22 protein-coding genes are annotated in these 20,041 nt (G+C 59.7%); 12 read left to right on the plus strand and 10 right to left on the minus strand.

Annotated features, from left to right (window positions below; translation table 11 throughout):
• Positions 1-196: 196 nt before the first annotated feature.
• Positions 197-1,033 carry a cell envelope integrity EipB family protein gene (locus FHT75_RS16360; protein ID WP_047614955.1) on the minus strand — a complete coding sequence of 279 codons (837 nt, stop codon included), beginning with the start codon at positions 1,031-1,033 and terminating at the stop codon, positions 197-199.
• A gap of 136 nt (positions 1,034-1,169) precedes the next feature.
• Here FHT75_RS16360 and FHT75_RS16365 point away from each other — a divergent pair, with 136 nt between their 5' ends.
• From FHT75_RS16365 to FHT75_RS16380, 4 genes are all read left to right on the plus strand, one after another.
• Positions 1,170-1,640, plus strand: coding sequence for a RidA family protein (locus FHT75_RS16365; protein ID WP_063475507.1), 471 nt, complete (start codon positions 1,170-1,172; stop codon positions 1,638-1,640).
• Positions 1,637-2,359 (plus strand): glycerophosphodiester phosphodiesterase, encoded by a 723-nt coding sequence (locus tag FHT75_RS16370; RefSeq protein ID WP_063475506.1) that lies wholly within the window; start codon positions 1,637-1,639, stop codon positions 2,357-2,359. The genes FHT75_RS16365 and FHT75_RS16370 overlap by 4 nt, the downstream gene beginning before the upstream one ends.
• Before the next feature lie 180 nt (positions 2,360-2,539).
• Complete coding sequence (locus FHT75_RS16375; RefSeq protein WP_183845044.1) at positions 2,540-3,730, plus strand: GNAT family N-acetyltransferase; 1,191 nt, start codon at positions 2,540-2,542, stop codon at positions 3,728-3,730.
• A 152-nt stretch (positions 3,731-3,882) separates the two neighbouring features.
• Positions 3,883-4,314, plus strand: coding sequence for an HIT family protein (locus FHT75_RS16380; protein WP_063475505.1), 432 nt, complete (start codon positions 3,883-3,885; stop codon positions 4,312-4,314).
• Positions 4,315-4,393: 79 nt separating this feature from the next.
• On the opposite strand, the gene clpA is transcribed toward FHT75_RS16380, so the two are convergent.
• From clpA to FHT75_RS16410, 6 genes are all read right to left on the minus strand, one after another.
• Positions 4,394-6,886, minus strand: a complete 2,493-nt coding sequence (clpA, locus tag FHT75_RS16385) for an ATP-dependent Clp protease ATP-binding subunit ClpA (protein WP_063475504.1) — start codon at positions 6,884-6,886, stop codon at positions 4,394-4,396.
• Positions 6,887-6,896: 10 nt separating this feature from the next.
• Positions 6,897-7,247 carry an ATP-dependent Clp protease adapter ClpS gene (clpS, locus tag FHT75_RS16390; RefSeq protein WP_063475503.1) on the minus strand — a complete coding sequence of 117 codons (351 nt, stop codon included), beginning with the start codon at positions 7,245-7,247 and terminating at the stop codon, positions 6,897-6,899.
• 367 nt (positions 7,248-7,614) lie between these two features.
• On the minus strand, positions 7,615-7,986 hold the full coding sequence (locus FHT75_RS16395; RefSeq protein ID WP_047614944.1) for a phasin family protein: 372 nt from the start codon (positions 7,984-7,986) through the stop codon (positions 7,615-7,617).
• A 272-nt stretch (positions 7,987-8,258) separates the two neighbouring features.
• Positions 8,259-8,462, minus strand: coding sequence for a DUF3126 family protein (locus FHT75_RS35860; protein WP_010021897.1), 204 nt, complete (start codon positions 8,460-8,462; stop codon positions 8,259-8,261).
• A 139-nt stretch (positions 8,463-8,601) separates the two neighbouring features.
• Complete coding sequence (gene cysE, locus FHT75_RS16405; RefSeq protein WP_047614921.1) at positions 8,602-9,435, minus strand: serine O-acetyltransferase; 834 nt, start codon at positions 9,433-9,435, stop codon at positions 8,602-8,604.
• A gap of 128 nt (positions 9,436-9,563) precedes the next feature.
• Complete coding sequence (locus FHT75_RS16410) at positions 9,564-10,349, minus strand: alpha/beta fold hydrolase (protein ID WP_047614918.1); 786 nt, start codon at positions 10,347-10,349, stop codon at positions 9,564-9,566.
• A gap of 170 nt (positions 10,350-10,519) precedes the next feature.
• Between FHT75_RS16410 and FHT75_RS16415 the strand changes: the two genes are divergently transcribed.
• Positions 10,520-10,765, plus strand: a complete 246-nt coding sequence (locus tag FHT75_RS16415) for a zinc-finger domain-containing protein (protein ID WP_003539274.1) — start codon at positions 10,520-10,522, stop codon at positions 10,763-10,765.
• A 27-nt stretch (positions 10,766-10,792) separates the two neighbouring features.
• Positions 10,793-11,947, plus strand: a complete 1,155-nt coding sequence (locus FHT75_RS16420; RefSeq protein WP_063475502.1) for an FAD-dependent monooxygenase — start codon at positions 10,793-10,795, stop codon at positions 11,945-11,947.
• A gap of 36 nt (positions 11,948-11,983) precedes the next feature.
• Here FHT75_RS16420 and FHT75_RS16425 read toward each other — a convergent pair whose 3' ends face one another.
• On the minus strand, positions 11,984-13,174 hold the full coding sequence (locus tag FHT75_RS16425; RefSeq protein ID WP_063475501.1) for a cystathionine beta-lyase: 1,191 nt from the start codon (positions 13,172-13,174) through the stop codon (positions 11,984-11,986).
• 360 nt (positions 13,175-13,534) lie between these two features.
• Here FHT75_RS16425 and FHT75_RS16430 point away from each other — a divergent pair, with 360 nt between their 5' ends.
• The 4 genes from FHT75_RS16430 to FHT75_RS16445 all read left to right on the plus strand — a co-directional run bounded on the left by FHT75_RS16430 (position 13,535) and on the right by FHT75_RS16445 (position 17,830).
• Positions 13,535-14,560 carry an amino acid ABC transporter substrate-binding protein gene (locus tag FHT75_RS16430; RefSeq protein ID WP_047614893.1) on the plus strand — a complete coding sequence of 342 codons (1,026 nt, stop codon included), beginning with the start codon at positions 13,535-13,537 and terminating at the stop codon, positions 14,558-14,560.
• 102 nt (positions 14,561-14,662) lie between these two features.
• The gene (locus FHT75_RS16435; protein ID WP_047614891.1) at positions 14,663-15,865 is read left to right on the plus strand and encodes an amino acid ABC transporter permease; all 1,203 of its coding nucleotides are present in this window, start codon (positions 14,663-14,665) and stop codon (positions 15,863-15,865) included.
• A gap of 1 nt (position 15,866) precedes the next feature.
• Positions 15,867-17,021, plus strand: a complete 1,155-nt coding sequence (locus FHT75_RS16440; protein WP_047614889.1) for an amino acid ABC transporter permease — start codon at positions 15,867-15,869, stop codon at positions 17,019-17,021.
• A 35-nt stretch (positions 17,022-17,056) separates the two neighbouring features.
• Positions 17,057-17,830, plus strand: a complete 774-nt coding sequence (locus tag FHT75_RS16445) for an amino acid ABC transporter ATP-binding protein (protein ID WP_063475500.1) — start codon at positions 17,057-17,059, stop codon at positions 17,828-17,830.
• 64 nt (positions 17,831-17,894) lie between these two features.
• On the opposite strand, the gene FHT75_RS16450 is transcribed toward FHT75_RS16445, so the two are convergent.
• Both FHT75_RS16450 and FHT75_RS16455 read right to left on the minus strand, forming a co-directional pair.
• The gene (locus FHT75_RS16450; protein WP_063475660.1) at positions 17,895-18,566 is read right to left on the minus strand and encodes a hypothetical protein; all 672 of its coding nucleotides are present in this window, start codon (positions 18,564-18,566) and stop codon (positions 17,895-17,897) included.
• A 293-nt stretch (positions 18,567-18,859) separates the two neighbouring features.
• Positions 18,860-19,099: a hypothetical protein gene (locus FHT75_RS16455; protein WP_125853751.1), complete on the minus strand. Its 240-nt coding sequence runs from the start codon at positions 19,097-19,099 to the stop codon at positions 18,860-18,862.
• Between FHT75_RS16455 and FHT75_RS16460 the strand changes: the two genes are divergently transcribed.
• Together FHT75_RS16460 and FHT75_RS16465 are read left to right on the plus strand one after the other, a co-directional pair.
• On the plus strand, positions 19,073-19,501 hold the full coding sequence (locus FHT75_RS16460) for a DUF3597 domain-containing protein (RefSeq protein ID WP_063475498.1): 429 nt from the start codon (positions 19,073-19,075) through the stop codon (positions 19,499-19,501). The genes FHT75_RS16455 and FHT75_RS16460 overlap by 27 nt on opposite strands.
• A gap of 164 nt (positions 19,502-19,665) precedes the next feature.
• Complete coding sequence (locus FHT75_RS16465) at positions 19,666-19,977, plus strand: hypothetical protein (RefSeq protein WP_082849734.1); 312 nt, start codon at positions 19,666-19,668, stop codon at positions 19,975-19,977.
• The last annotated feature ends 64 nt before the right edge of the window (positions 19,978-20,041 follow it).

The following is a 20,041-nucleotide window of genomic DNA, read 5'->3' on the forward strand; positions in this document are numbered from 1 at the left end:
GCCGAAAAAACCGACCCATTCCTCGGCAAGGTCGCGAGAAGGCCGCCGCTCAGCTTGCCAGCGTCGGCAGCAGCGACAGCATGACGGCTGCGTCCGGCATCGGCAGCAGGACGATAGACGGCGCCTCGGTCATCGCTGATCGCCGAACCATGGTGAATTTTACGATACAGTTTTATGCTGGCCGGGAATCCCGCGCCTACTTGCAGACCTCGGCCTTGCGCTCGAGCAGCTCCAGCTTGGCGAGCTTGCCGGTCAGGACGAAATCGCCGTAATCCATCGTCAGGTCGCGGGTGATGCCGTTCTCATAGAGCTTGAACGACATGCGGTAGACCGGCAAAGCATCCGATTTCGCATTCTCGTTGAAATAGGCGATCGTCACCGGCCAGAAGGCCGTCTTGGAGAAGGCCCCGGCATTGCCGGCATCGGCCTCCTCGGCAATCGGCGTCTCCTGCTTGCCGACGATCGTCGTCGTCACCAGCGATTTGTCGCCGTCATCGGAACCGTCGAAGACGCGCGCCTCGAAGAAGCGCTTGCCGTCCTTGGCGTTCTGGATGACGTCGAGCATATGTTCCGTGGGAAAACGGCTTTCGGCAAGCTGCAGTTCGCGGCTCGACGGCTGCTTGAGATCGACCTTGACACCGTCGGGCTGATCCTGCGCGGCACCGTTGACCTCCTTATCGAGCTGGTCGTCGGTGAAGGATTTGGTGTCGAAGGTGAACTTGCCATCCTTCAGGTTCTCGAAGGTCTTCGTCTGCTGGTCGCTGACGCGCACGCTGTCGCCGGTATCGATCTGCGTGACGAAGCGGAAGTTGGTCGTGAAGCCCTGGCAATAGCTGCCGTCGAACTCATAGACCATGCGACCATACATGCCGGCGATGCCGGAGCGGTCCGAAGCGTCCTTCAATTCCAGATCGTAGACCGCGCGATGTGCGACGAGGCCGGTCGCGATCGCAGCGCTTACCGCGGGCGCAGCCGCCCATGCATTGGCGGAAACGCTGGCGAGAAGCAGAGCGACAAGACTCGATCGGAACATTCATTAACTCCTGTTGGACTCGGTCGCGATGTTATAAGAACGCTTTCGGCCAAATCGAGGCTCGAACCTGTCATATTAAAGATTCTAGTCTTGATGCATAATTTTTGAAGAATTGACAACAAAAGCGGAGACGAAAATGTCCGATGAAATTGCTGCACGCCTGACTGAGATGGGGATAACCCTGCCCGAAGCCGCAGCACCTGCTGCAAATTACGTTCCCTATGTCATCAGCGGCAATCTTCTCTACATCTCCGGCCAGCTGCCGCTCGAAGGCGGCAAGGTCGCCGTATCGGGCCATCTCGGCAAGACCGTCGACGTTGCGGGCGGCCAGCGCGGCGCCGAACTCTGCGCCATCAACATCCTCGCCCAGGCGAAGGCGGCACTTGGCGGCGATCTCGGCCGTATCCGGCGCGTCATCAAACTGAATGGCTTCGTCGCCTCGGCGCCCGACTTCGTCGAGCAGCATCTCGTCATCAACGGCGCTTCGAACCTGATTGCCGGCGTACTCGGCGAGGCCGGCAAACATGCGCGCGCCGCCGTCGGCATGGCTGCCCTGCCGCTGAACGCCGCCGTCGAGATAGATGCTATCATGGAAATCGCCGAATGACCACCAATGCTGCCTGGATCAAGGACGTGCCGGTCGCCCATCGCGGCTATCACGACCTCGACAAGCATGTCTGGGAAAACACGCTTTCGGCCTTTTCGCGTGCCGTCGAAGCGGGCTTTGCGATCGAATGCGATCTGCATTACGCCTCCGACGGCGTGCCGGTCATCTTCCACGACGAGGACCTGCAGCGCCTGTGCAATCTCAACGGCGACATCCGCGAACGCACGTCGCGGGAGCTTGGCCTGATCGCCGTCGGCGGGACCAGCGACAAGGTGCCGACGTTGCGCCAGCTCCTCGACCTCGTCGAGGGCAAGGTGCCGCTGGTGCTGGAGCTCAAGGGCCGCGAGGCCGATGACGAGGGTTTTGCCGAAGCCGTTCTCGAAGTGCTCGAAGACTATGAGGGCAAGGTGGCGCTGATGAGCTTCGACCACTGGCTGCTGCGCGATCTGAAGGCGCTTGGCTCACCCTACCCGCTCGGGCTGACGGCCAACGGCAACACGCCGGAGGAGTTCAAGACGCATGCGAAGGCGATGGAGATCGGCCTCGATTTCATCTCCTATTATTATGACGAGCTGCCGAATGCCTTCATCACAAGTCAACGCGAAAAGGGCATTCCCGTCATTACCTGGACGGTGCGTGACGAAGAGGCGCGCCGGCGTACATTCGCACACGCAGACCAGATGACTTTCGAAGGCTTCGATCCGCGCGTGGCGGTTTGACGCTCGCTTTTTGACCAAGATCATGCGCAAACTGCCACATAATTCCTTAGATCGGAATCGATTTAAGATTAAAATTGTGCAGCAACTCAAAGCGTTACAGCGTCCTTTGCGCGTCTGAAAGACACGTGGCGCTGTAAGGCAGAGCCGAAACCATCCTCCCACAGGCTTCGCATTTGCTCCATGACTGATGAACTGTCCATTCGCGTAGAACGCTCCTTCCCCGCGATTTCCCCGGAGAGCTGGTCCAGGCTTTCCGGGGCCTCGAAGACTTGCGCCACGCTTGCCTACAACCCCTTCGTTTCGCACGCCTTTTTGTCGTCGCTGGAGGAATCCGGTTCAGCCAGCGCCGAGACCGGCTGGCTCGGCCACCACCTGCTGCTCGAAACCGATCGCGGCGAGCTGATCGGCGCCCTGCCCGGCTATCTCAAGAACCACAGCCAGGGCGAATATGTCTTCGATCACGGCTGGGCCGACGCCTTCGAGCGGGCCGGCGGGCGTTATTACCCCAAACTTCAGTGCTCCATCCCGTTCACGCCGGCGACAGGTCCGCGTCTTCTTGTCGCCGAGGGGCTGCAGCGGCTGCCGATCCAGAGCGCCATCGCCGAAAGTCTCAAGGAGGTCGTGCGCCGGCTCGGCATCTCCTCGGCCCATATCACCTTCGTGCCGGACGAGGAGATCGGCGTTTTCGAGATGGACGGCTATCTGCACCGCACCGACCAGCAATTCCATTTCATCAATGACGGCTATGCCAATCACGAGGCGTTTCTCGAAACGCTCGCCTCGCGCAAACGCAAGGCGTTGCGCAAGGAGCGCCGCGCCGCGCTCGAAAACGGCATCAGCATCGACTGGCTGACCGGCCGCGACCTGACGGAGCGCATCTGGGACCAGTTCTTCAAATTCTACATGGATACCGGCGGCCGCAAATGGGGCCGGCCCTATCTCACTCGCAAATTCTACTCGCTGATCGGCGAGCGCATGGCCGATGACATCCTGCTCGTCATGGCCAAGCGCGACGGGCGTTATGTCGCCGGCGCAATCAACTTCATCGGCGGCGATACACTCTATGGTCGTCACTGGGGCTGCATCGAGGATCATCCCTTCCTGCATTTCGAGGTGTGCTATCACCAGGCGATCGACTTCGCCCTTTCGAAAGGGCTGAAGCGCGTCGAGGCCGGAGCGCAGGGCGAACACAAGCTTGCGCGCGGTTACCTCCCTGTGACGACGCATTCGGCCCACTACGTCGCCCATGCCGGCCTTCGCCGGGCAATCGGCGACTATCTCGCGCGCGAGCGCGCCGATGTCGAGCATATGAGCGAGGTCCTGAGTGAGCACAGTCCTTTCCGCAAGGGCGAGCGCCTGCAGGAGGATTGACGCTGCCCTGCCGGGCGCGTTACCCGATCAACCCTGCATAACTCCTTAAATCGGAATCGATTTAAGGAGTTATGCAGTAGTTTAAAATGCTACAGCGTCCTTGGGGCGTCAGAAAAGACGCGCGGCGTGGTAGGAACCGAGGAGATTTCGCGATGACCGACCCGGCCGACTATGACGACAACAACATCTTCGCCAAGATCCTGCGCGGCGAAATCCCCTCACACCGGATCTACGAGGACGCGCACACGATCGCCTTCATGGATGTGATGCCGCAGGCGCCGGGCCACGTGCTCGTCGTTCCCAAACCGGCGTCGCGCAATATCCTCGATGCCGATCCAGCCACCCTCGCCCATGCGATATCAGTCGTCCAGAAGGTCGCCATTGCGGTCAAGGACGTCTTCGACGCTGACGGCGTCTTCATCGCCCAGTTCAACGAACCGGCCGCCGGGCAAACGGTGTTTCATCTGCATTTCCACGTCATCCCGCGCCATGAGGGTGCTGCGCTCAAGCCGCATTCCGGCAAGATGGAGGATGGCGCCGTGCTTGCCGCCCATGCCGAAAAGATCAGGGCGGCACTGGCGTAACATCGATCCCTGGCGATGCCCAGAAACGAAAAAGGCCGCGTGTAAGACGCGGCCTTTTCCAATTTGGTGGGACGAAAGCTCACTTCTTGCGCGGAACCTTCGGAACCGTGCTTCCCTTCTTCGGAGCGTCGCGGACTTCAGGCTCGGCCTGCGGCACGGTCTTGGCGCGGGCCTTGGGAGCCGGCTTCGTCTTCAGCTCGCCATCACCCTCATCGCCGGCTTCGGGATGCACGACCTCAGCTTCCGGCTTCGGCTTGATCGGCGCCGTATCCGGAATGGCTTCCAGCACGATACCGGACTTGCCGTCTTCCTTCGGGCCGACGGTGACGTTGACGACGCCGCCCTTCTTCAGCTTGCCGAAGAGAATCTCGTTGGCAAGCGGCTTCTTGATCGTGTCCTGGATGACACGGGCAAGCGGGCGGGCGCCCATCTTCTCGTCGTAACCCTTTTCCGAAAGCCAGGCGATCGCGTCCTCATGCAGGTCGAAGGTGACGTTCCTTTCGGAAAGCTGGGCCTCCAGCTGCATGATGAACTTCTGCACGACCTTGTGGATAACGGCCGTCGGCAGCGCCGCGAAGGGAATGATCGCGTCGAGACGGTTGCGGAACTCCGGCGTGAAGAGGCGGGTCAACGCCTCCTCGTCCTCGCCGGTGCGCTTGGACGAGCCGAAGCCGATCGCCGCCTTGGCCATTTCGGAAGCGCCCGCATTGGTCGTCATGATCAGGATGACGTTGCGGAAGTCGATCTTCTTGCCGTTATGGTCGGTCAGCGTGCCGTGGTCCATGACCTGCAGCAGGATATTGTAGATATCCGGATGCGCCTTCTCGATTTCGTCGAGCAGGACCACGCAATGCGGGTGCTGGTCGACGCCATCGGTGAGAAGACCGCCCTGGTCGAAGCCGACATAGCCGGGAGGTGCGCCGAGCAGACGCGAAACCGTGTGCCGCTCCATATATTCCGACATGTCGAAGCGCAGGAGTTCGACGCCGAGCGACGAGGCCAGCTGCTTTGCCACCTCGGTCTTGCCGACACCGGTCGGACCGGAGAAGACATAGGCGCCGATCGGCTTGTTCGGTTCGCGAAGACCGGCGCGCGCCAGTTTGATCGACGTCGAAAGGGCTTCGATCGCGATATCCTGGCCATAGACGACCGACCGCAGTTCCTGCTCGAGATTGGCGAGCACGGCTTCGTCGTCCTTGGAGACGGTCTTCGGCGGAATACGCGCCATCGTCGCGACCGTCGCCTCGATCTCCTTTTCAGTGATCAGCTTGCGGCGCTTCGACGGCGGCAGCAGCATCTGGGCCGCACCCGTTTCGTCGATCACGTCGATCGCCTTGTCGGGCAGCTTGCGGTCGGAGATGTAGCGGGCCGACAATTCGACGGCCGACTTGATGGCGTCGTTCGAATAACGCAGATGGTGATACTCTTCGAAATAGGGCTTCAGGCCCTTCATGATTTCGATTGCATCATCGATCGACGGTTCGCTGACGTCGATCTTCTGGAAACGACGCACCAGCGCCCGGTCCTTCTCGAAGAACTGGCGATATTCCTTGTAGGTGGTCGAACCGATGCAGCGGATCGCGCCCGATGACAGGGCCGGCTTCAGGAGGTTCGAGGCATCCATCGCGCCGCCCGAGGTGGCGCCGGCGCCGATCACCGTGTGGATCTCATCGATGAAGAGCACGGCGCCCGGATATTCTTCCAGTTCCTTGACGACCTGCTTCAGGCGTTCTTCGAAATCGCCGCGGTAGCGCGTGCCGGCGAGCAGCGTGCCCATGTCGAGCGAGAAAATCGTCGCATCGGCGAGCGCTTCCGGAACCTTGCCTTCGACGATGCGCTTGGCAAGGCCTTCGGCGATCGCCGTCTTGCCGACGCCGGGATCACCGACGTAGAGCGGATTGTTCTTCGAACGACGGCACAGGATCTGGATGGTGCGGCTCACCTCGGCGTGACGGCCGATCAGCGGATCGATCTTGCCGCCCTTGGCCTTCTCGTTGAGATTGACGCAATAGGCTTTCAGCGCATCCTGCTGCTTCTTGGGGCCGCCCTCTTCTTCGCCGCCGCGCGCCGTCGGCTTGCTGCTTTCGGCTTCGTCCTCGGCGCCGCGCGGCGGGCGAGCCTCCGAAGCGCCAGGCCGCTTGCCGATGCCATGGGAGATGTAGTTGACGGCGTCGTAGCGGGTCATCTCCTGCTCCTGCAGGAAATAGGCAGCATGGCTCTCGCGCTCGGCGAAGATCGCGACGAGCACGTTGGCGCCGGTCACCTCTTCGCGGCCGGAGGATTGCACATGGATGACGGCACGTTGGATGACGCGCTGGAAGCCGGAGGTCGGCTTCGAATCCTCGTCATAACCGGTGATCAGATTGGACAGTTCATTATCGACATATTCGACGAGCGTCTTGCGCAGCGCGTCGAGATCGACATTGCAGGCGCCCATGACCGCGGCCGCATCGGCATCGTCGATCAGGGCGAGCAGCAGATGCTCGAGCGTCGCATATTCGTGGTGCCGCTCGTTGGCAAAGGTCAGTGCCTGATGGAGCGCCTTCTCTAAACTAGGCGAAAATGTTGGCACGTTCAGATCCTCACTTCTTTTCCATGACGCATTGCAGCGGATGCTGGTGCTGCCGGGCGAAGTCCATCACCTGGCTGACCTTCGTTTCCGCTACCTCGTATGTGAATATTCCGCATTCGCCGACGCCGTGGTTATGGACATGGAGCATGATGCGGGTGGCACTTTCACGATCCTTCTGAAAAAAACGCTCCAGAATATGGATGACGAATTCCATGGGAGTGTAGTCGTCATTCAAAAGCAGCACACGATAAAGATTGGGCTTCTTGGTCTTCGGCTTAGTGCGTGTGATGACCGAGGTTCGATTTGCGTTGTCCCCGTTCCTTTCGCTGTCGTTCTGCATCCGGATCGGCGTTGCGATCATTGTCATTCATTCCTCAAGCAATCCGGCGGAGCATGGGAGGGTGCTTTTCCCGCCGAATATCTGAAACACTAACTTAGTTCATAATAGGCTGATTTTAAGCCCCCTGTCAGTCACTGCAATCAAGAAATGGCCGGCAACCAAAAAAGTCCCCAAAGCATGTCGCGCAAACCGTGCAGCGGTTTTGCGGCAACGACATGCCTAAAAACAAAGACCTGAAGCGCGAAGAGCGAATCTAAAAGATTGCGCCGCGCCTTAGCCCATCCCATGGAAGCGCTGCAGCGAAAGTGGAAACAAAAAGACCGGCCACAGATGCGTAGCCGGTCCTCATATTTCAATATGTAGCGCAGGTTGCGCCGGGAGAATCAATTCACGCGGCGGCTGATGTCGCCGCCGGCGCCGACTTGGTGGCCTTGGCGACGGCAGCGGCGATCGGAGCCTCGTAGGGCTTGTAAGCGGACTTGGCGAGATCGGCATACATCTCGCCGAGCTTCGTCGTCTCGGAGACAAGGTTCTCATAGTACGACTTGACATAGCTCGTCTGCAGCTCGAAAGCTGCCTCGAAGCTCTTGGCGCCGGCCAGCGTTTCGAAGTGCGTCACCGCATCCTGGAAGGATTTCTTCGAATATTCAGCGGCTTCGGCGGCGATCGCCTGAAAGCCCTTGGCCGTCTCGGAATAGGTTTTCAACGCCGTGTCGACGGCTTCCTTGCTCTTTTTGTTGGCATCGTCAAAGTTGAACATGAGGCATCCTCCGTTGGGCTGTGGCTGGCGGCAGGGTAGCTGCAATGCACAAATAGTCAAGTAGTCTTGTGCGCTGCAAAACATCCAAAGGTTGCATTACAAAAAGATAACAAAGCATGCGCGCCGGGGCACGTACGTCTTTAGTTGATTTTGCTAATATATATCACAAAGCCACAACCGGAGGCTTTAAAAAAATTTTGACTCGGCAGCAAAAAAACAAAAAAAGACCGGGCGGATCGCGCCGCCCGGTCCCTTGAAGTTTTCGAGAACGATCAGAGATCGACGTCGAGGATCGCCATCGAAAAGTTGTAGGAGCGGTCGCCGTCCTCGTCATCGATATAGACGACGCCCAGAAATTCTTCGCCGAGATAGACTTCCGCAGAATCATTCTTGCGCGGACGCGCCTTGACGATGATCTGCGGGTTGAACATGCGTTTGAAGTAGGCGTCGAGCTTCTTGATTTCTTCTGGCTTCACTCTGTCATCTCCGTAAGCAGTCTTGATTGGCCGCTTCTTGCACAGGAAAAGCAGCGGTGTAAAGGCAAGGGTTGCCGCTTGGCGATTCTGTCCCCGCTCACACTCCGCCGACTGTTCCTATCCTTTATCCAACAGGCGCTCAGATATCAGCGCCGATTACCTGATCCATGTTGCGCGACGGCTCTGAACAACCGGCTTCGCCGACAACCTTGGCCGGCACGCCCGCGACCGTCTTCTTGGGCGGCACCGCCTTCAATACGACGGAACCGGCGGCGACGCGTGAGCAGTAGCCGATCTCGATATTGCCGAGGATCTTCGCGCCGGCGCCGATCATGACGCCGCTGCCGATCTTCGGATGGCGGTCAGCGCCCTCTTTGCCGGTGCCGCCGAGTGTCACGCCATGCAGGATCGAGACGTTGTCGCCGATAACGGCCGTCTCGCCGACGACGAGGCCGGTGGCGTGATCGAGGAAGATGCCCTTGCCGATACGGGCGGCGGGATTGATGTCGGTCTGGAAGACGCTGGAGGAGCGGCTCTGCAGATAGAGCGCGAAATCACGCCGGCCGCGGTTCAGCAGCCAATGGGCCAGACGATGCGTCTGCAGCGCGTGGAAGCCCTTGAAATAGAGCACCGCCTCCATGAAGCGCAGGCAGGCGGGATCGCGGTCGTAGATGGCCTGGATATCGACGCGCAGAATGGAGCTCCATTCCGGCCAGTCGAGGAGCATCTCCTCAAAGGTCTGGCGAAGCAGGTTCGCCTGCATGTCGGGGTGATCGAGACGTTCGCAGATGCGGTGGATGACACATTCCTCGAGCGAATGGTAGTTGATCACCGTCGAATAGAGGAAGGCGGCGAGAACGGGGTCCCGTTCGGCGGCGAGCCGGGCTTCCTCGCGCAGGCTGTCCCAGATGGGATCCATCACCTTCACGGGATGGCCTGTGTCAAAAGCACGGATGTCAGTCTTTGCGACCATCGCCGCTCTCCTCGTTGCCAGCCGGAATGCCGTTTTCGAAATGCCAATATATAGAGGAAAACGCCAATAACATAAATGGGTGCCGTCGCCATGGTTTTTTAGCATGGTTTTTCGCCATCACGATGATGTCAGCGATGGGCGACCCTTGCATAGAAGGCCAGCACCGCATGCTTGAAAACCCTGTCGCCGACGGCGAGCATATGATCGCGGCCCGGAATATCGAGTGCTTCGGCATTGGGCATCAGCGCCGCCAATTCCTGCGGTGAGCCGGCGATATCGTCCTTGGTGCCGACGCCGATCAGCGTTGGCATGTCGAGCTTGGCCATGTCAGAACGGGCGACGAGATCGCGTGAGCCGCGGATGCAGACGGCAAGGGCAGTGCGGTCACTCTTCGTCTGCTCGGCGAAGGCGCGGAACATGCGACCGCGGCTATGCGTCACCGCCTCCAGCGAGGGCGCCAGCAGCGCATCGGCGATCGGGTCCCAGTCGCCGACACCGTCGGTCATGCCGATGCCGAGGCCGCCGAGCACCAGCGAACGGACGCGATGCGGATTGGCAAGTGCGGCAAAGACGGAAATGCGCGCCCCCATCGAATAGCCCATGACATTGGCTTCGGGGATGCCGAGATGATCGAGCAACGCGATCGCATCGCCGGCCATGACCCAGGGACGGTAGGCTTCGGCATCGTGCGGCTTGTCGCTTGCGCCATGGCCGCGATTGTCGATGGCGATCACCCGGTAGCCGGCATCACCCAGCGTCTTCAGCCAGCCCGGATGCACCCAGTTGACGTTTGCCGTCGAGGCAAAGCCGTGGATCAACAAGACGGGGACACCGGCCGGATCGCCCTCATCGAAGAAGGCGAGCTGCAATCCATCATGAGTGAAGCTTGAAAATGCGGGCGTATTCAGATTCATCAGGTCTTCCTTTTGGCGCGACCATAATCGAGCGGCCTTTCATCGTGAAGCCAAAAACTGTGGCTGAAAACTGCGCCTGAAAACTGTGATTGGCGCGGCGCTTTGGCTCTACACATTTGCGGCGAAGGCTTATAAGGTTCGCGCACATTTCAAAGCATTCGGAGAGCGACATGGCCGGCCACAACATTCCCCACTTCCAGAACGACGGCGGTCACCGCGTTATCGAAGTCGGCGTCAAGGAATTCATGTGCACCGGCGCTTCGGCTCCCTTCGATCATCCGCACATCTTCATCGATATGGGCGACGACAACGAAAAAGTCTGTTCCTACTGCTCGACGCTCTATCGCTTCAATTCGGCGCTCAAGCCCAGCCAGACCAATCCGGCCGGTTGCGTTTTCCACGTGAAGGCGGCGTAGTCGGTCCAGATCCGGATCGGGCGAACCATGCCGGTCGAACATGCCGCCATCATCGGCGCGGGGATCTCAGGGCTGACAGCCGCCCTTGCGCTTTCGCGCCGGGGTATCAGCTCGGAGATTTTCGAGCAGGCGGGCGAACTCGCCGACATCGGCGCCGGATTGCAGATCTCGCCGAACGCCTCGCGCATCCTTGCCGAACTCGGTATTCTTGAAGGCCTGTCGAAGCTCTGGCTCGAGCCGGACGCGATCCGGCTGATATCGGGCAGTTCACTGCGCCAACTCGCGGCGGTGCCGGCGGGCAAATTCGCGCGGCAACGCTGGGGTGCGCCCTATGGCGTCCTGCACCGCACCACATTGCAGAAAGCCCTTCTGGCTGCAGTCGCGGCCGACCCGCTCTGCCGGCTTCATCTGGGTGTGCGGATGGAATCGACGCTGCCGCCTTTCGAGCGGACCGCCGATGTCGTGATCGGTGCGGATGGTGTCTGGTCGAAGCTGCGGCAATCCGTTCCGGGCAGCCCCTCGCCGCACTTTTCCGGCAATATCGCCTACCGCTTCACCATTGCAGAGGATGAAGCGCCGGCTTTCCTCGACCGGGCAAGCGTTTCGGCTTTCCTCGGCGGTTCGGCGCATCTCGTCTGCTATCCGCTGAAGGAGACCGGCAGCTTCAACATGGTGGCGATCACCGCCGGTAACATCGCACCGCAGGCCTGGCAAAGCGAGCCGACGGCCGAACAGCGCACGCAGCTGCGGACGCGGCTTGCCGGCTGGAACGCCGCAATCGTCTCGCTGCTCGAAAAACACCCGAAGCTGACGTTCTGGCCGCTGTTCGAAACCACATCAGGCGCTTGGCAGGACGGCCGAAAGACGATTCTGATCGGGGACGCCGCGCATGCGATGATGCCTTTTGCCGCCCAGGGAGCGGCGATGGCGATCGAAGACGCCTATGAACTCGCGGCCTTTCTCTCGAACCATCCCGTGTCGGAAGCGCTGGCGCTGTTCGAAAGACATCGGGCGCCGCGTATCGCGAAACTTCGCCAGCGTGGCGCCTTCAACCGGTTTGCCTATCATGCGAAAGGGCCGATCCGGATCGGCCGCGATCTCGTGCTCGGCCTCAAGCCGCCGCAAAGCCTGGCGGCGGATCTCGACTGGATCTACGGCTATCGGTCCGTGCAGTTGCCATAGAGCGCTGCAAGCGGCAGCATCGCCCGGCGATGCCGCTCAGACGGCACTTGCAGCAGCAAAACCCCGCTCGATATCGGCCTTGAGGTCGGCCACATCCTCGATGCCAATCTGCAGGCGGATGACAGGGCCATCCGGCGGGGCCTTGGCGACCTTGCGATCGTTGAGATGGGCGTGCAAGGCGAGGCTTTCAAAGCCGCCCCAGGAATAGCCGAGCCCAAAAATCCTCAGCGCATCAAGGAAGGCATGCGCCTTTGCCGTGAATTTCTCGGGGCTGTCGGCCGCAAGCACGAAGGAAAAGATGCCGCTGGCGCCCTTGAAATCGCGCTTCCAAAGATGGTGAGAGGGGAAACTCGGCAGGGCCGGATGCAACACGCGGGCGACGTCCTCCCTGCCCTCCAGCCATTCGGCGATATCAAGCGCGCTTTCATAATGCCGCTCGAGGCGCAGGCCCATGGTGCGCAATCCGCGCAGGATCTGGTAGGCATCATCGGGTGCGCCGCAGATGCCGAGCACGCCGTTCGATTCCTTCAGCCGCTCCCAGTGCTCGGCATTGGCCGAAACCGTTCCGAGCAGAATATCGGAATGGCCGGACGGATATTTCGTCGCCGCATGGATGGAGATGTCGACGCCGTGATCGAGCGGCCTGAAATAGAGCGGCGTCGCCCAGGTATTGTCCATCATGACGATGGCGCCAAGGCGGTGCGCAACGGCCGATATCGCCGGAATGTCCTGCATTTCGAAAGTGTTGGAGCCGGGAGCCTCGGTGTGGACGATCTTGGTATTCGGCCGAAACAACGCCTCGATGCCGGCGCCGATCGTCGGATCGTAATATTCCACCTCGACGCCGAGACGCTTCAGCATCGTATCGCAGAAATGCCGGGTCGGACCGTAGACCGAATCGACGACAAGCGCATGATCGCCGGCGGCGGAAAAGCCCAGGAAGGGAATGGTGACGGCCGCGAGACCCGAGGGCACGAGGATCGTGCCGGCTGACCCTTCGAGCGCGTCAATCGCCTCGCAGAGCGCATCGGTCGTCGGCGTGCCGCGCGTCCCGTAAGTGTATTTCTGCGCGTGTGTCTTCATCACCTGCGCATTCGGAAACAACACCGTCGAGGCGTGCACGACCGGGGGATTGACGAAGCCGTGATAGTCGAAGGGGTCGTTGCCGATATGGGTCAGGCGGGTGTTGATGCCGGCATTCTGCAGCAAGCTGTCTTTGTCTTTCATGTCGGAAATAGCCTTTGGCGAAGGGTCGCGAAACCAGACTTTTGGACGCCCCGTAATATCCGGTCAACCCCTTGGAGATGGATCGCCAGCGACGGACCAAAGCGGCGGAACTCACGATTTCGCGTTAATTTTCCGCAACTAGCCGCCTATTTCATAACCAAGTGCCCATCAACGCGGCGCAATCTGCCAAAATGCTGAAATTTGCCGCAATTATTGACCGCGACACTTGACCATGGTGACATTTGCGACTGTGATAGAACAACTCGCGCCGGGAGGGTGTCGAGCAAATGGGGAGGCGGCAGATTTCGCCGGAACTTCCCACAAGAAAATACAAGACAACGGAAAAGGTTGGGAAAAAAAATGAAGAACAAGCTTCTGTCGGCCTCAATCGGCGCAGCAGTTTTCGCTCTTGGCGCTTCGGCTGCTTCGGCCACGACACTCGAAGATGTAAAGGCAAAGGGTTTCGTTCAGTGCGGCGTCAATACCGGCCTTACCGGCTTTGCCGCACCTGACGCTTCCGGCAATTGGGCCGGCTTCGACGTCGACTTCTGCAAGGCGGTCGCCTCGGCTGTCTTCGGCGACCCCACCAAGGTCAAGTACACGCCGACAAACGCGAAGGAGCGCTTTACTGCCCTTCAGTCCGGCGAAATCGATGTTCTCTCGCGCAACACCACGTGGACGATCAACCGCGACACCGCACTCGGCTTCAACTTCCGTCCTGTCACCTATTATGATGGTCAGGGCTTCATGGTTCGCAAAAGCCTGAACGTGAAGTCGGCTCTCGAACTCTCCGGCGCCGCGGTCTGCGTACAGTCGGGCACGACCACGGAACTGAACCTCGCCGATTACTTCAAGACGAACAATCTGCAGTACAATCCGGTCGTCTTCGAGAATCTTCCTGAGGTCAACGCGGCCTATGACGCCGGTCGTTGCGACGTTTACACGACCGACCAATCCGGTCTCTATTCGTTGCGTCTGACGCTCAAGAATCCCGACGAACACGTCATCCTTCCTGAGATCATCTCCAAGGAGCCGCTTGGCCCGGCCGTCCGTCAGGGTGACGATCAGTGGTTCGACATCGTTTCCTGGACGGCTTATGCGCTGATCAATGCCGAAGAGTTCGGCATCACCCAGGCAAATGTCGACGAGATGAAGAACTCGCCGAACCCGGACATCAAGCGCTTCCTCGGCAGCGAGGCCGACACCAAGATTGGTACCGATCTCGGCCTGACCAATGATTGGGCCGCCAATATCATCAAGGGCGTCGGCAACTATGGCGAAATCTTCGAGCGCAATATCGGCCAGGGTAGCCCGCTCAAGATCGCACGCGGCTTGAATGCTCTGTGGAACAAGGGCGGCATCCAGTACGCACCGCCGGTTCGTTAATCGAGCACCAGCATGAAATGCCGGGAAGGCGGCCAGCTGCCTTCCCACTTCCAAAAAGTTAAAAAGAAAGCCCGAAAACGGGCACAAGGGGATTGGCGCGGCATGACGCATGAGGCTGTGGATAGGACACCTTTGCATAACACCGGCTGGAGTTTCCGGTCGGCAATGTACGACCCGAAATACCGGAGCATATTTTTCCAGGTTTTGACAATTGTTGCCCTCGTGGCGTTTGTGTGGTGGGTTGCCCATAACACGGCCGTAAACCTTGCCCGCAGCAATACGGCATCTGGTTTCGGCTTTCTCAGCGGTCGCGCCGGTTTCGAAATCGGCCAGTCGCTGATCGGCTATTCAAGCGACTCGACTTATGCACGCGCACTTCTCGTCGGCATTCTGAATACTTTGCTGGTGGCGGTGACGGGCATCATCACGGCGACCATCATCGGTTTCATTATCGGGATCGGCCGGCTGTCGCGGAACTGGCTGATTTCCAAGCTCTGCACGGTCTATGTCGAAATCTTCCGCAACATTCCGCCGCTGCTCGTCATCTTCTTCTGGTATCTCGGCGTTCTCTCCGTCCTGCCACAGCCGCGCGAATCGGTGGGGCTGCCGTTCAATATGTTCCTCAACAACAGAGGACTAGCCTTCCCGAAGCCGATCTTCGAGACAGGCATGATCGCGGTCGGCATCGCCCTGGTGATTGCGATTGTCGCCACCATCATCATGGCGCGCTGGGCCCATAAACGCCAGGCCGCAACTGGCCAGCCGTTCCATACGGTATGGGCGTCGATCGCGCTGATCGTCGGTTTGCCATTGCTGGTTTTCATTGCTTCCGGCTTTCCGCTCACCTTCGATGTTCCGATCGCCGGTAAATTCAATCTGACGGGCGGCTCGGTCGTCGGCCCGGAATTCATGTCGCTGTTTCTCGCTCTGTCCTTCTATACCGCATCCTTTATCGCCGAGATCGTTCGCGGCGGCATTCGCGGCGTTGCGAAGGGACAATCCGAGGCAGCCGGCGCGCTGGGGCTGCATCCGTCGAGCGTGACGAGACTTGTCGTGGTGCCGCAGGCGCTGCGCATCATCATCCCGCCGCTGACGAGCCAGTACCTGAACCTGACCAAGAACTCCTCCCTCGCCATCGCGATCGGTTTTTCGGATCTCGTTGCCGTCGGCGGCACAATCCTCAATCAGAGCGGTCAAGCGATCGAGATCGTTTGCATCTGGGGTATCGTCTATCTCGGCTTGAGCATTCTCACGTCGCTGTTCATGAATTGGTTCAACGCCAAGATGGCACTGGTGGAGAGATAAGATGTCGGTCGCCGATAAACCCTTCGTCAGAACGTCCATCCTTGCGGCCGAACCGCCGCCCCCCGGGGAGCGCGGAGCCGTCGCCTGGATACGCCGTAATCTTCTTGCAACCCCGAAAGACATAATCCTGACGATCCTGGCTGTTGCGCTGATCGCATGGGCCGTGCCGCAACTGGTCAACTGGCTGTTCATCCAGGCCGTATGGTCCGGCCCGGACCGCACATTCTGCGCGACGACGATCCAGGGCGGTATCCAGCCTGATGGCTGGAGTGGAGCATGCTGGGCCTTCGTCAGTGCCAAATACGATCAGTTTATATTCGGCCGCTATCCGCTCGACGAGCGTTGGAGGCCGGCGATCGTCGGGATCCTGTTCATTGTGCTTCTGGTTCCGATGCTGATCCCGTCGGCGCCGCGCAAGGGACTGAACGCCATTCTTCTGTTCGCCGTCCTGCCGGTCATCGCCTTCTGGCTTCTTCACGGGGGCTTCGGCCTCGAAGTGGTGGATACTCCGCTCTGGGGCGGGTTGATGGTGACCCTTGTCCTGTCCTTCGTCGGCATTGCCGTTTCCCTGCCCTGCGGTATTCTGCTTGCGCTGGGGCGCCGCTCGAAGATGCCCGTCATCCGGATGCTTTGCGTTACCTTCATCGAGGTCATTCGAGGCGTTCCGCTGATCACCGTCCTGTTCATGGCCAGTGTCATGCTGCCGCTCTTCCTTCCCACCGGCTGGAACGTGGACAAGCTTCTGCGGGCGCTGATCGGTGTTTCGATCTTCACCTCGGCCTATATGGCTGAAGTGATCCGCGGCGGCCTTCAGGCGATCCCGAAGGGACAGTTCGAGGGCGCCGATTCGCTTGGCCTCGGTTATTGGCAGAAGACACGGCTGATCATCATGCCGCAGGCCATCAAGCTCGTCATCCCGAGCATCGTGAACACCTTCATCGGAACGTTCAAGGACACGTCGCTGGTCACCATTATCGGCATGTTCGACCTGCTCGGTATCGTCAAGCTGAACTTCTCCGATGCCAATTGGGCAAGCGCCGTCACGCCGATCACCGGCCTGATCTTTGCCGGCTTCATCTTCTGGCTGTTCTGCTTCGGCATGTCGCGCTATTCAGGCTTCATGGAACGCCATCTCGATACCGGCCACAAACGATAAGAACGCTAAAACGATAAGAATGAGGGAAAATAGTCATGGCTGAAGCTCCAGCGAAAAAACTCACCGTTTCCGCAACGGAAGTGGCGGTCGAGATCGTCAACATGAACAAGTGGTACGGTGATTTCCACGTGCTGCGCGACATCAACCTGAAGGTCATGCGCGGCGAGCGCATCGTCATCGCCGGGCCGTCGGGCTCGGGCAAGTCGACGATGATCCGCTGCATCAACCGTCTGGAAGAGCATCAGAAGGGCAAGATCATCGTCGACGGCACCGAGCTGACCAACGATCTGAAGAAGATCGACGAGGTCAGGCGCGAAGTCGGCATGGTGTTCCAGCATTTCAACCTCTTCCCGCACCTGACGATCCTCGAAAACTGCACGCTGGCGCCGATCTGGGTGCGCAAGATGCCGAAGAAGCAGGCGGAAGAGATCGCCATGCACTTCCTGAAGCGGGTCAAGATCCCGGAACAGGCCAACAAATATCCGGGCCAGCTCTCCGGCGGCCAGCAGCAGCGCGTGGCGATCGCCCGCTCGCTCTGCATGAATCCGAAGATCATGCTGTTCGATGAGCCGACCTCGGCGCTCGATCCGGAAATGATCAAGGAAGTGCTCGACACCATGGTGGGCCTTGCCGAGGAAGGCATGACCATGCTCTGCGTCACCCATGAAATGGGCTTTGCCCGTCAGGTTGCCAACCGCGTCATCTTCATGGACCAGGGTCAGATCGTCGAGCAGAATTCGCCGGCCGAGTTCTTCGACAATCCGCAGCACGAACGCACCAAGTTGTTCCTCAGCCAGATCCTGCACTAAGCTTGGGAGCCGAAGCTTTTTAAAGGACCCGCCGCGCCTTCCGGTTCGGCGGGTCTTTTTACGTTCAGCGAGAGGCTGTCGCCTGCAACAGACTGCAGAGACCGACAAGACCGGAATCGGAACCGCCGGAAGCAGAGCCGCTTGAGGCGGAGATATCGGCGCAACGGACAAGCATCTTGCGCTGCTCGTTGACGGGCCTCGCCCGGAAGGCCTCCAGAGTGCGGACCTGCGACGGGCTGAGACCGCCGCCAGGCACGGATCCGTCACCGCCACTTGCCGCGCCAGCCCCGTCCACCCCGCCTACCCTACCGACGGCGAGATTGGCATCGACGCCACTACCGCCTCCGATCGAGGCCGTGGCGTTGGCATCGGCCCCATCTGAACCGCCGGCACGTGCGTTGAGATCGGCATTGACGCCGCGTCCGCCGCCGATCCTGGCATTGGCGCTTGCGTCGAGACCGTTGCCGACGCCGGCGTTGACATCGGCATCGATGCCCTGGCCGCCGCCGGCATTGGCAGTCGCATCGGCATTGACGCCGTTCGAGCCGCCGACGGAAGCATCGGCGCTGACGCCGCGCCCGCCGCCAAGCGAAGTCCCGACATCAGCGCTGACGGCATTGCCTGCATTCACCGACACGCCGACATCGATCGCATGCGCATCGCTTGCCGGCATGGCAAGCAATGCGCAGGTGGATGCGAGCACTGCAAGGGACAGTCTATGATGGTTCTCACTCATGGTTTTCCTCCGTTTCCATTCGCCGAACGATCTGTCCGGCAGTCGAAAATCGAGGAACGCGCGTACCTTCGATCGTTGGATGCCTGCAACCTGCAGGGCGTCCATGGCAAAGCAACGTGAAGGGTTGGCGAATGTTTCGCCACACGGCACGGCAAGTCGGTCCGGCGGCCGGCAATGATGTTACATGCTTATCGAAATACGAATTGTCCGACCGACTGTGCCGAAAACGGCCATGTCTGGCGGCGATTGGAGAGCCGACGAAGTCATTTCCCTCGCAATCGCGCCAGCAATCTTCAGGCAGTTGCAGAACCTGCAAGCAAAGCGCCGTTCTCGATGCGATTGACGGCGAGATCCATTTGCAGTCGCCGATCGGCTGCCCCTGCCCCGGATTTGGCTTTTCCATCGTCGATTGAGACCGGTAAAAATAACTCCCGTTCCGCCTGGATATATCGGGCGAGAATTCCATGTTTCAGCATGTTCTCATTTAATGGAACTGGAGGTTTAGAATGGGCATTTTCGACAAGATCAAACATGCAATCTTCGGAGAGGCGAAAGCAGCCGAACCCGTCGCTGTCAGCCCGCAACAGACAGAGCCGGCGCAAGCGCCTGCCTCACCGTCGGCGGCGCCCAGTCCGACGCCTGCAGCCGCTCCCGCTCAGAGCAAGCCCGCCACGGTCACAGTCGATATCGTGCCCCTCCTTGACGCAGCGGTGAAGAAAAGCGGCCAGAAACTCGATTGGCGTCGCTCGATCGTGGACCTGATGAAAGCCGTCGGGATGGATGCAAGCCTGACTGAGCGCAAGGAACTCGCCGCTGAACTCGGCTATACCGGCGACACCAACGATTCCGCAAAAATGAATATGTGGCTGCACAAGGCCCTAATGAAGCGGCTTTCGGAAAATGGCGGCAAGGTCCCGGCCGATCTCCTGGATTGAACGCAGCGAATGGCTGCCGCCATGATATGGCGGCGGCTATCCAGCCGCCAGAGAGATCACAGCCGGAGCAGACCGCGAAACAAGGCGTCCCCTTGCCCGCAGGCACTGGAACCAATAACGTTCCGCTCGATACTTCGATAAATCGATCAGGGAGAATAAATCCGATGAGATTGATGGCAGTCGTTGGTCTTGCACTTAGCTTGGGCTGTATTTCGGCCGCAGAATCTCCTTCAAACTATCAATCCTACAGCGGCATTCGGGTCGATACCGACCCGGTTCTTCTGGCTCGATACGAAAAAGCTCTCCAGCGGTGCGTGCCGGAGGCAGGGTCATGGCGACGCGGCTCGCCGGATCCACGAAGCCTAGATTACAACGCGGTGCTCAGAAATTGCCTCTACAGGCGCAGCTTTGTCGACAGAGGCGTCTACGCCTACCCCATCCCTCAGGTCTACTTCGATCATTTCCTGGATCGCTAAGAAGAGCTAATCAGTTCCAATCTGCCGCAGCGTCTCACGCATGAAACACAAACCCCGCCAATTT

The sequence above is a fragment of the Rhizobium sp. BK112 genome (genome assembly GCF_014193215.1).
In the GTDB taxonomy this organism is placed as follows: Bacteria; Pseudomonadota; Alphaproteobacteria; order Rhizobiales; family Rhizobiaceae; genus Rhizobium; species Rhizobium anhuiense.

What these genes read in the sequence shown, in the direction of transcription:
- FHT75_RS16415 (WP_003539274.1), top strand. Translation starts at nt 10,520, where the DNA reads ATGGCCGGCCACAACATTCCCCACTTCCAGAACGACGGCGGTCACCGC.
- FHT75_RS16465 (WP_082849734.1), top strand. Translation starts at nt 19,666, where the DNA reads ATGAGATTGATGGCAGTCGTTGGTCTTGCACTTAGCTTGGGCTGTATT.
- FHT75_RS16430 (WP_047614893.1), top strand. Translation starts at nt 13,535, where the DNA reads ATGAAGAACAAGCTTCTGTCGGCCTCAATCGGCGCAGCAGTTTTCGCT.
- FHT75_RS16370 (WP_063475506.1), top strand. Translation starts at nt 1,637, where the DNA reads ATGACCACCAATGCTGCCTGGATCAAGGACGTGCCGGTCGCCCATCGC.
- FHT75_RS16440 (WP_047614889.1), top strand. Translation starts at nt 15,867, where the DNA reads ATGTCGGTCGCCGATAAACCCTTCGTCAGAACGTCCATCCTTGCGGCC.
- FHT75_RS16425 (WP_063475501.1), bottom strand. Translation starts at nt 13,174, where the DNA reads ATGAAAGACAAAGACAGCTTGCTGCAGAATGCCGGCATCAACACCCGC.
- FHT75_RS16395 (WP_047614944.1), bottom strand. Translation starts at nt 7,986, where the DNA reads ATGTTCAACTTTGACGATGCCAACAAAAAGAGCAAGGAAGCCGTCGAC.
- FHT75_RS16450 (WP_063475660.1), bottom strand. Translation starts at nt 18,566, where the DNA reads ATGAGTGAGAACCATCATAGACTGTCCCTTGCAGTGCTCGCATCCACC.
- FHT75_RS16460 (WP_063475498.1), top strand. Translation starts at nt 19,073, where the DNA reads ATGGGCATTTTCGACAAGATCAAACATGCAATCTTCGGAGAGGCGAAA.
- FHT75_RS16435 (WP_047614891.1), top strand. Translation starts at nt 14,663, where the DNA reads ATGACGCATGAGGCTGTGGATAGGACACCTTTGCATAACACCGGCTGG.
- cysE (WP_047614921.1), bottom strand. Translation starts at nt 9,435, where the DNA reads ATGGTCGCAAAGACTGACATCCGTGCTTTTGACACAGGCCATCCCGTG.
- FHT75_RS16365 (WP_063475507.1), top strand. Translation starts at nt 1,170, where the DNA reads ATGTCCGATGAAATTGCTGCACGCCTGACTGAGATGGGGATAACCCTG.
- FHT75_RS16455 (WP_125853751.1), bottom strand. Translation starts at nt 19,099, where the DNA reads ATGTTTGATCTTGTCGAAAATGCCCATTCTAAACCTCCAGTTCCATTA.
- FHT75_RS16420 (WP_063475502.1), top strand. Translation starts at nt 10,793, where the DNA reads ATGCCGGTCGAACATGCCGCCATCATCGGCGCGGGGATCTCAGGGCTG.
- FHT75_RS16375 (WP_183845044.1), top strand. Translation starts at nt 2,540, where the DNA reads ATGACTGATGAACTGTCCATTCGCGTAGAACGCTCCTTCCCCGCGATT.
- FHT75_RS16380 (WP_063475505.1), top strand. Translation starts at nt 3,883, where the DNA reads ATGACCGACCCGGCCGACTATGACGACAACAACATCTTCGCCAAGATC.
- FHT75_RS16445 (WP_063475500.1), top strand. Translation starts at nt 17,057, where the DNA reads ATGGCTGAAGCTCCAGCGAAAAAACTCACCGTTTCCGCAACGGAAGTG.
- FHT75_RS16410 (WP_047614918.1), bottom strand. Translation starts at nt 10,349, where the DNA reads ATGAATCTGAATACGCCCGCATTTTCAAGCTTCACTCATGATGGATTG.
- FHT75_RS16360 (WP_047614955.1), bottom strand. Translation starts at nt 1,033, where the DNA reads ATGTTCCGATCGAGTCTTGTCGCTCTGCTTCTCGCCAGCGTTTCCGCC.
- clpS (WP_063475503.1), bottom strand. Translation starts at nt 7,247, where the DNA reads ATGATCGCAACGCCGATCCGGATGCAGAACGACAGCGAAAGGAACGGG.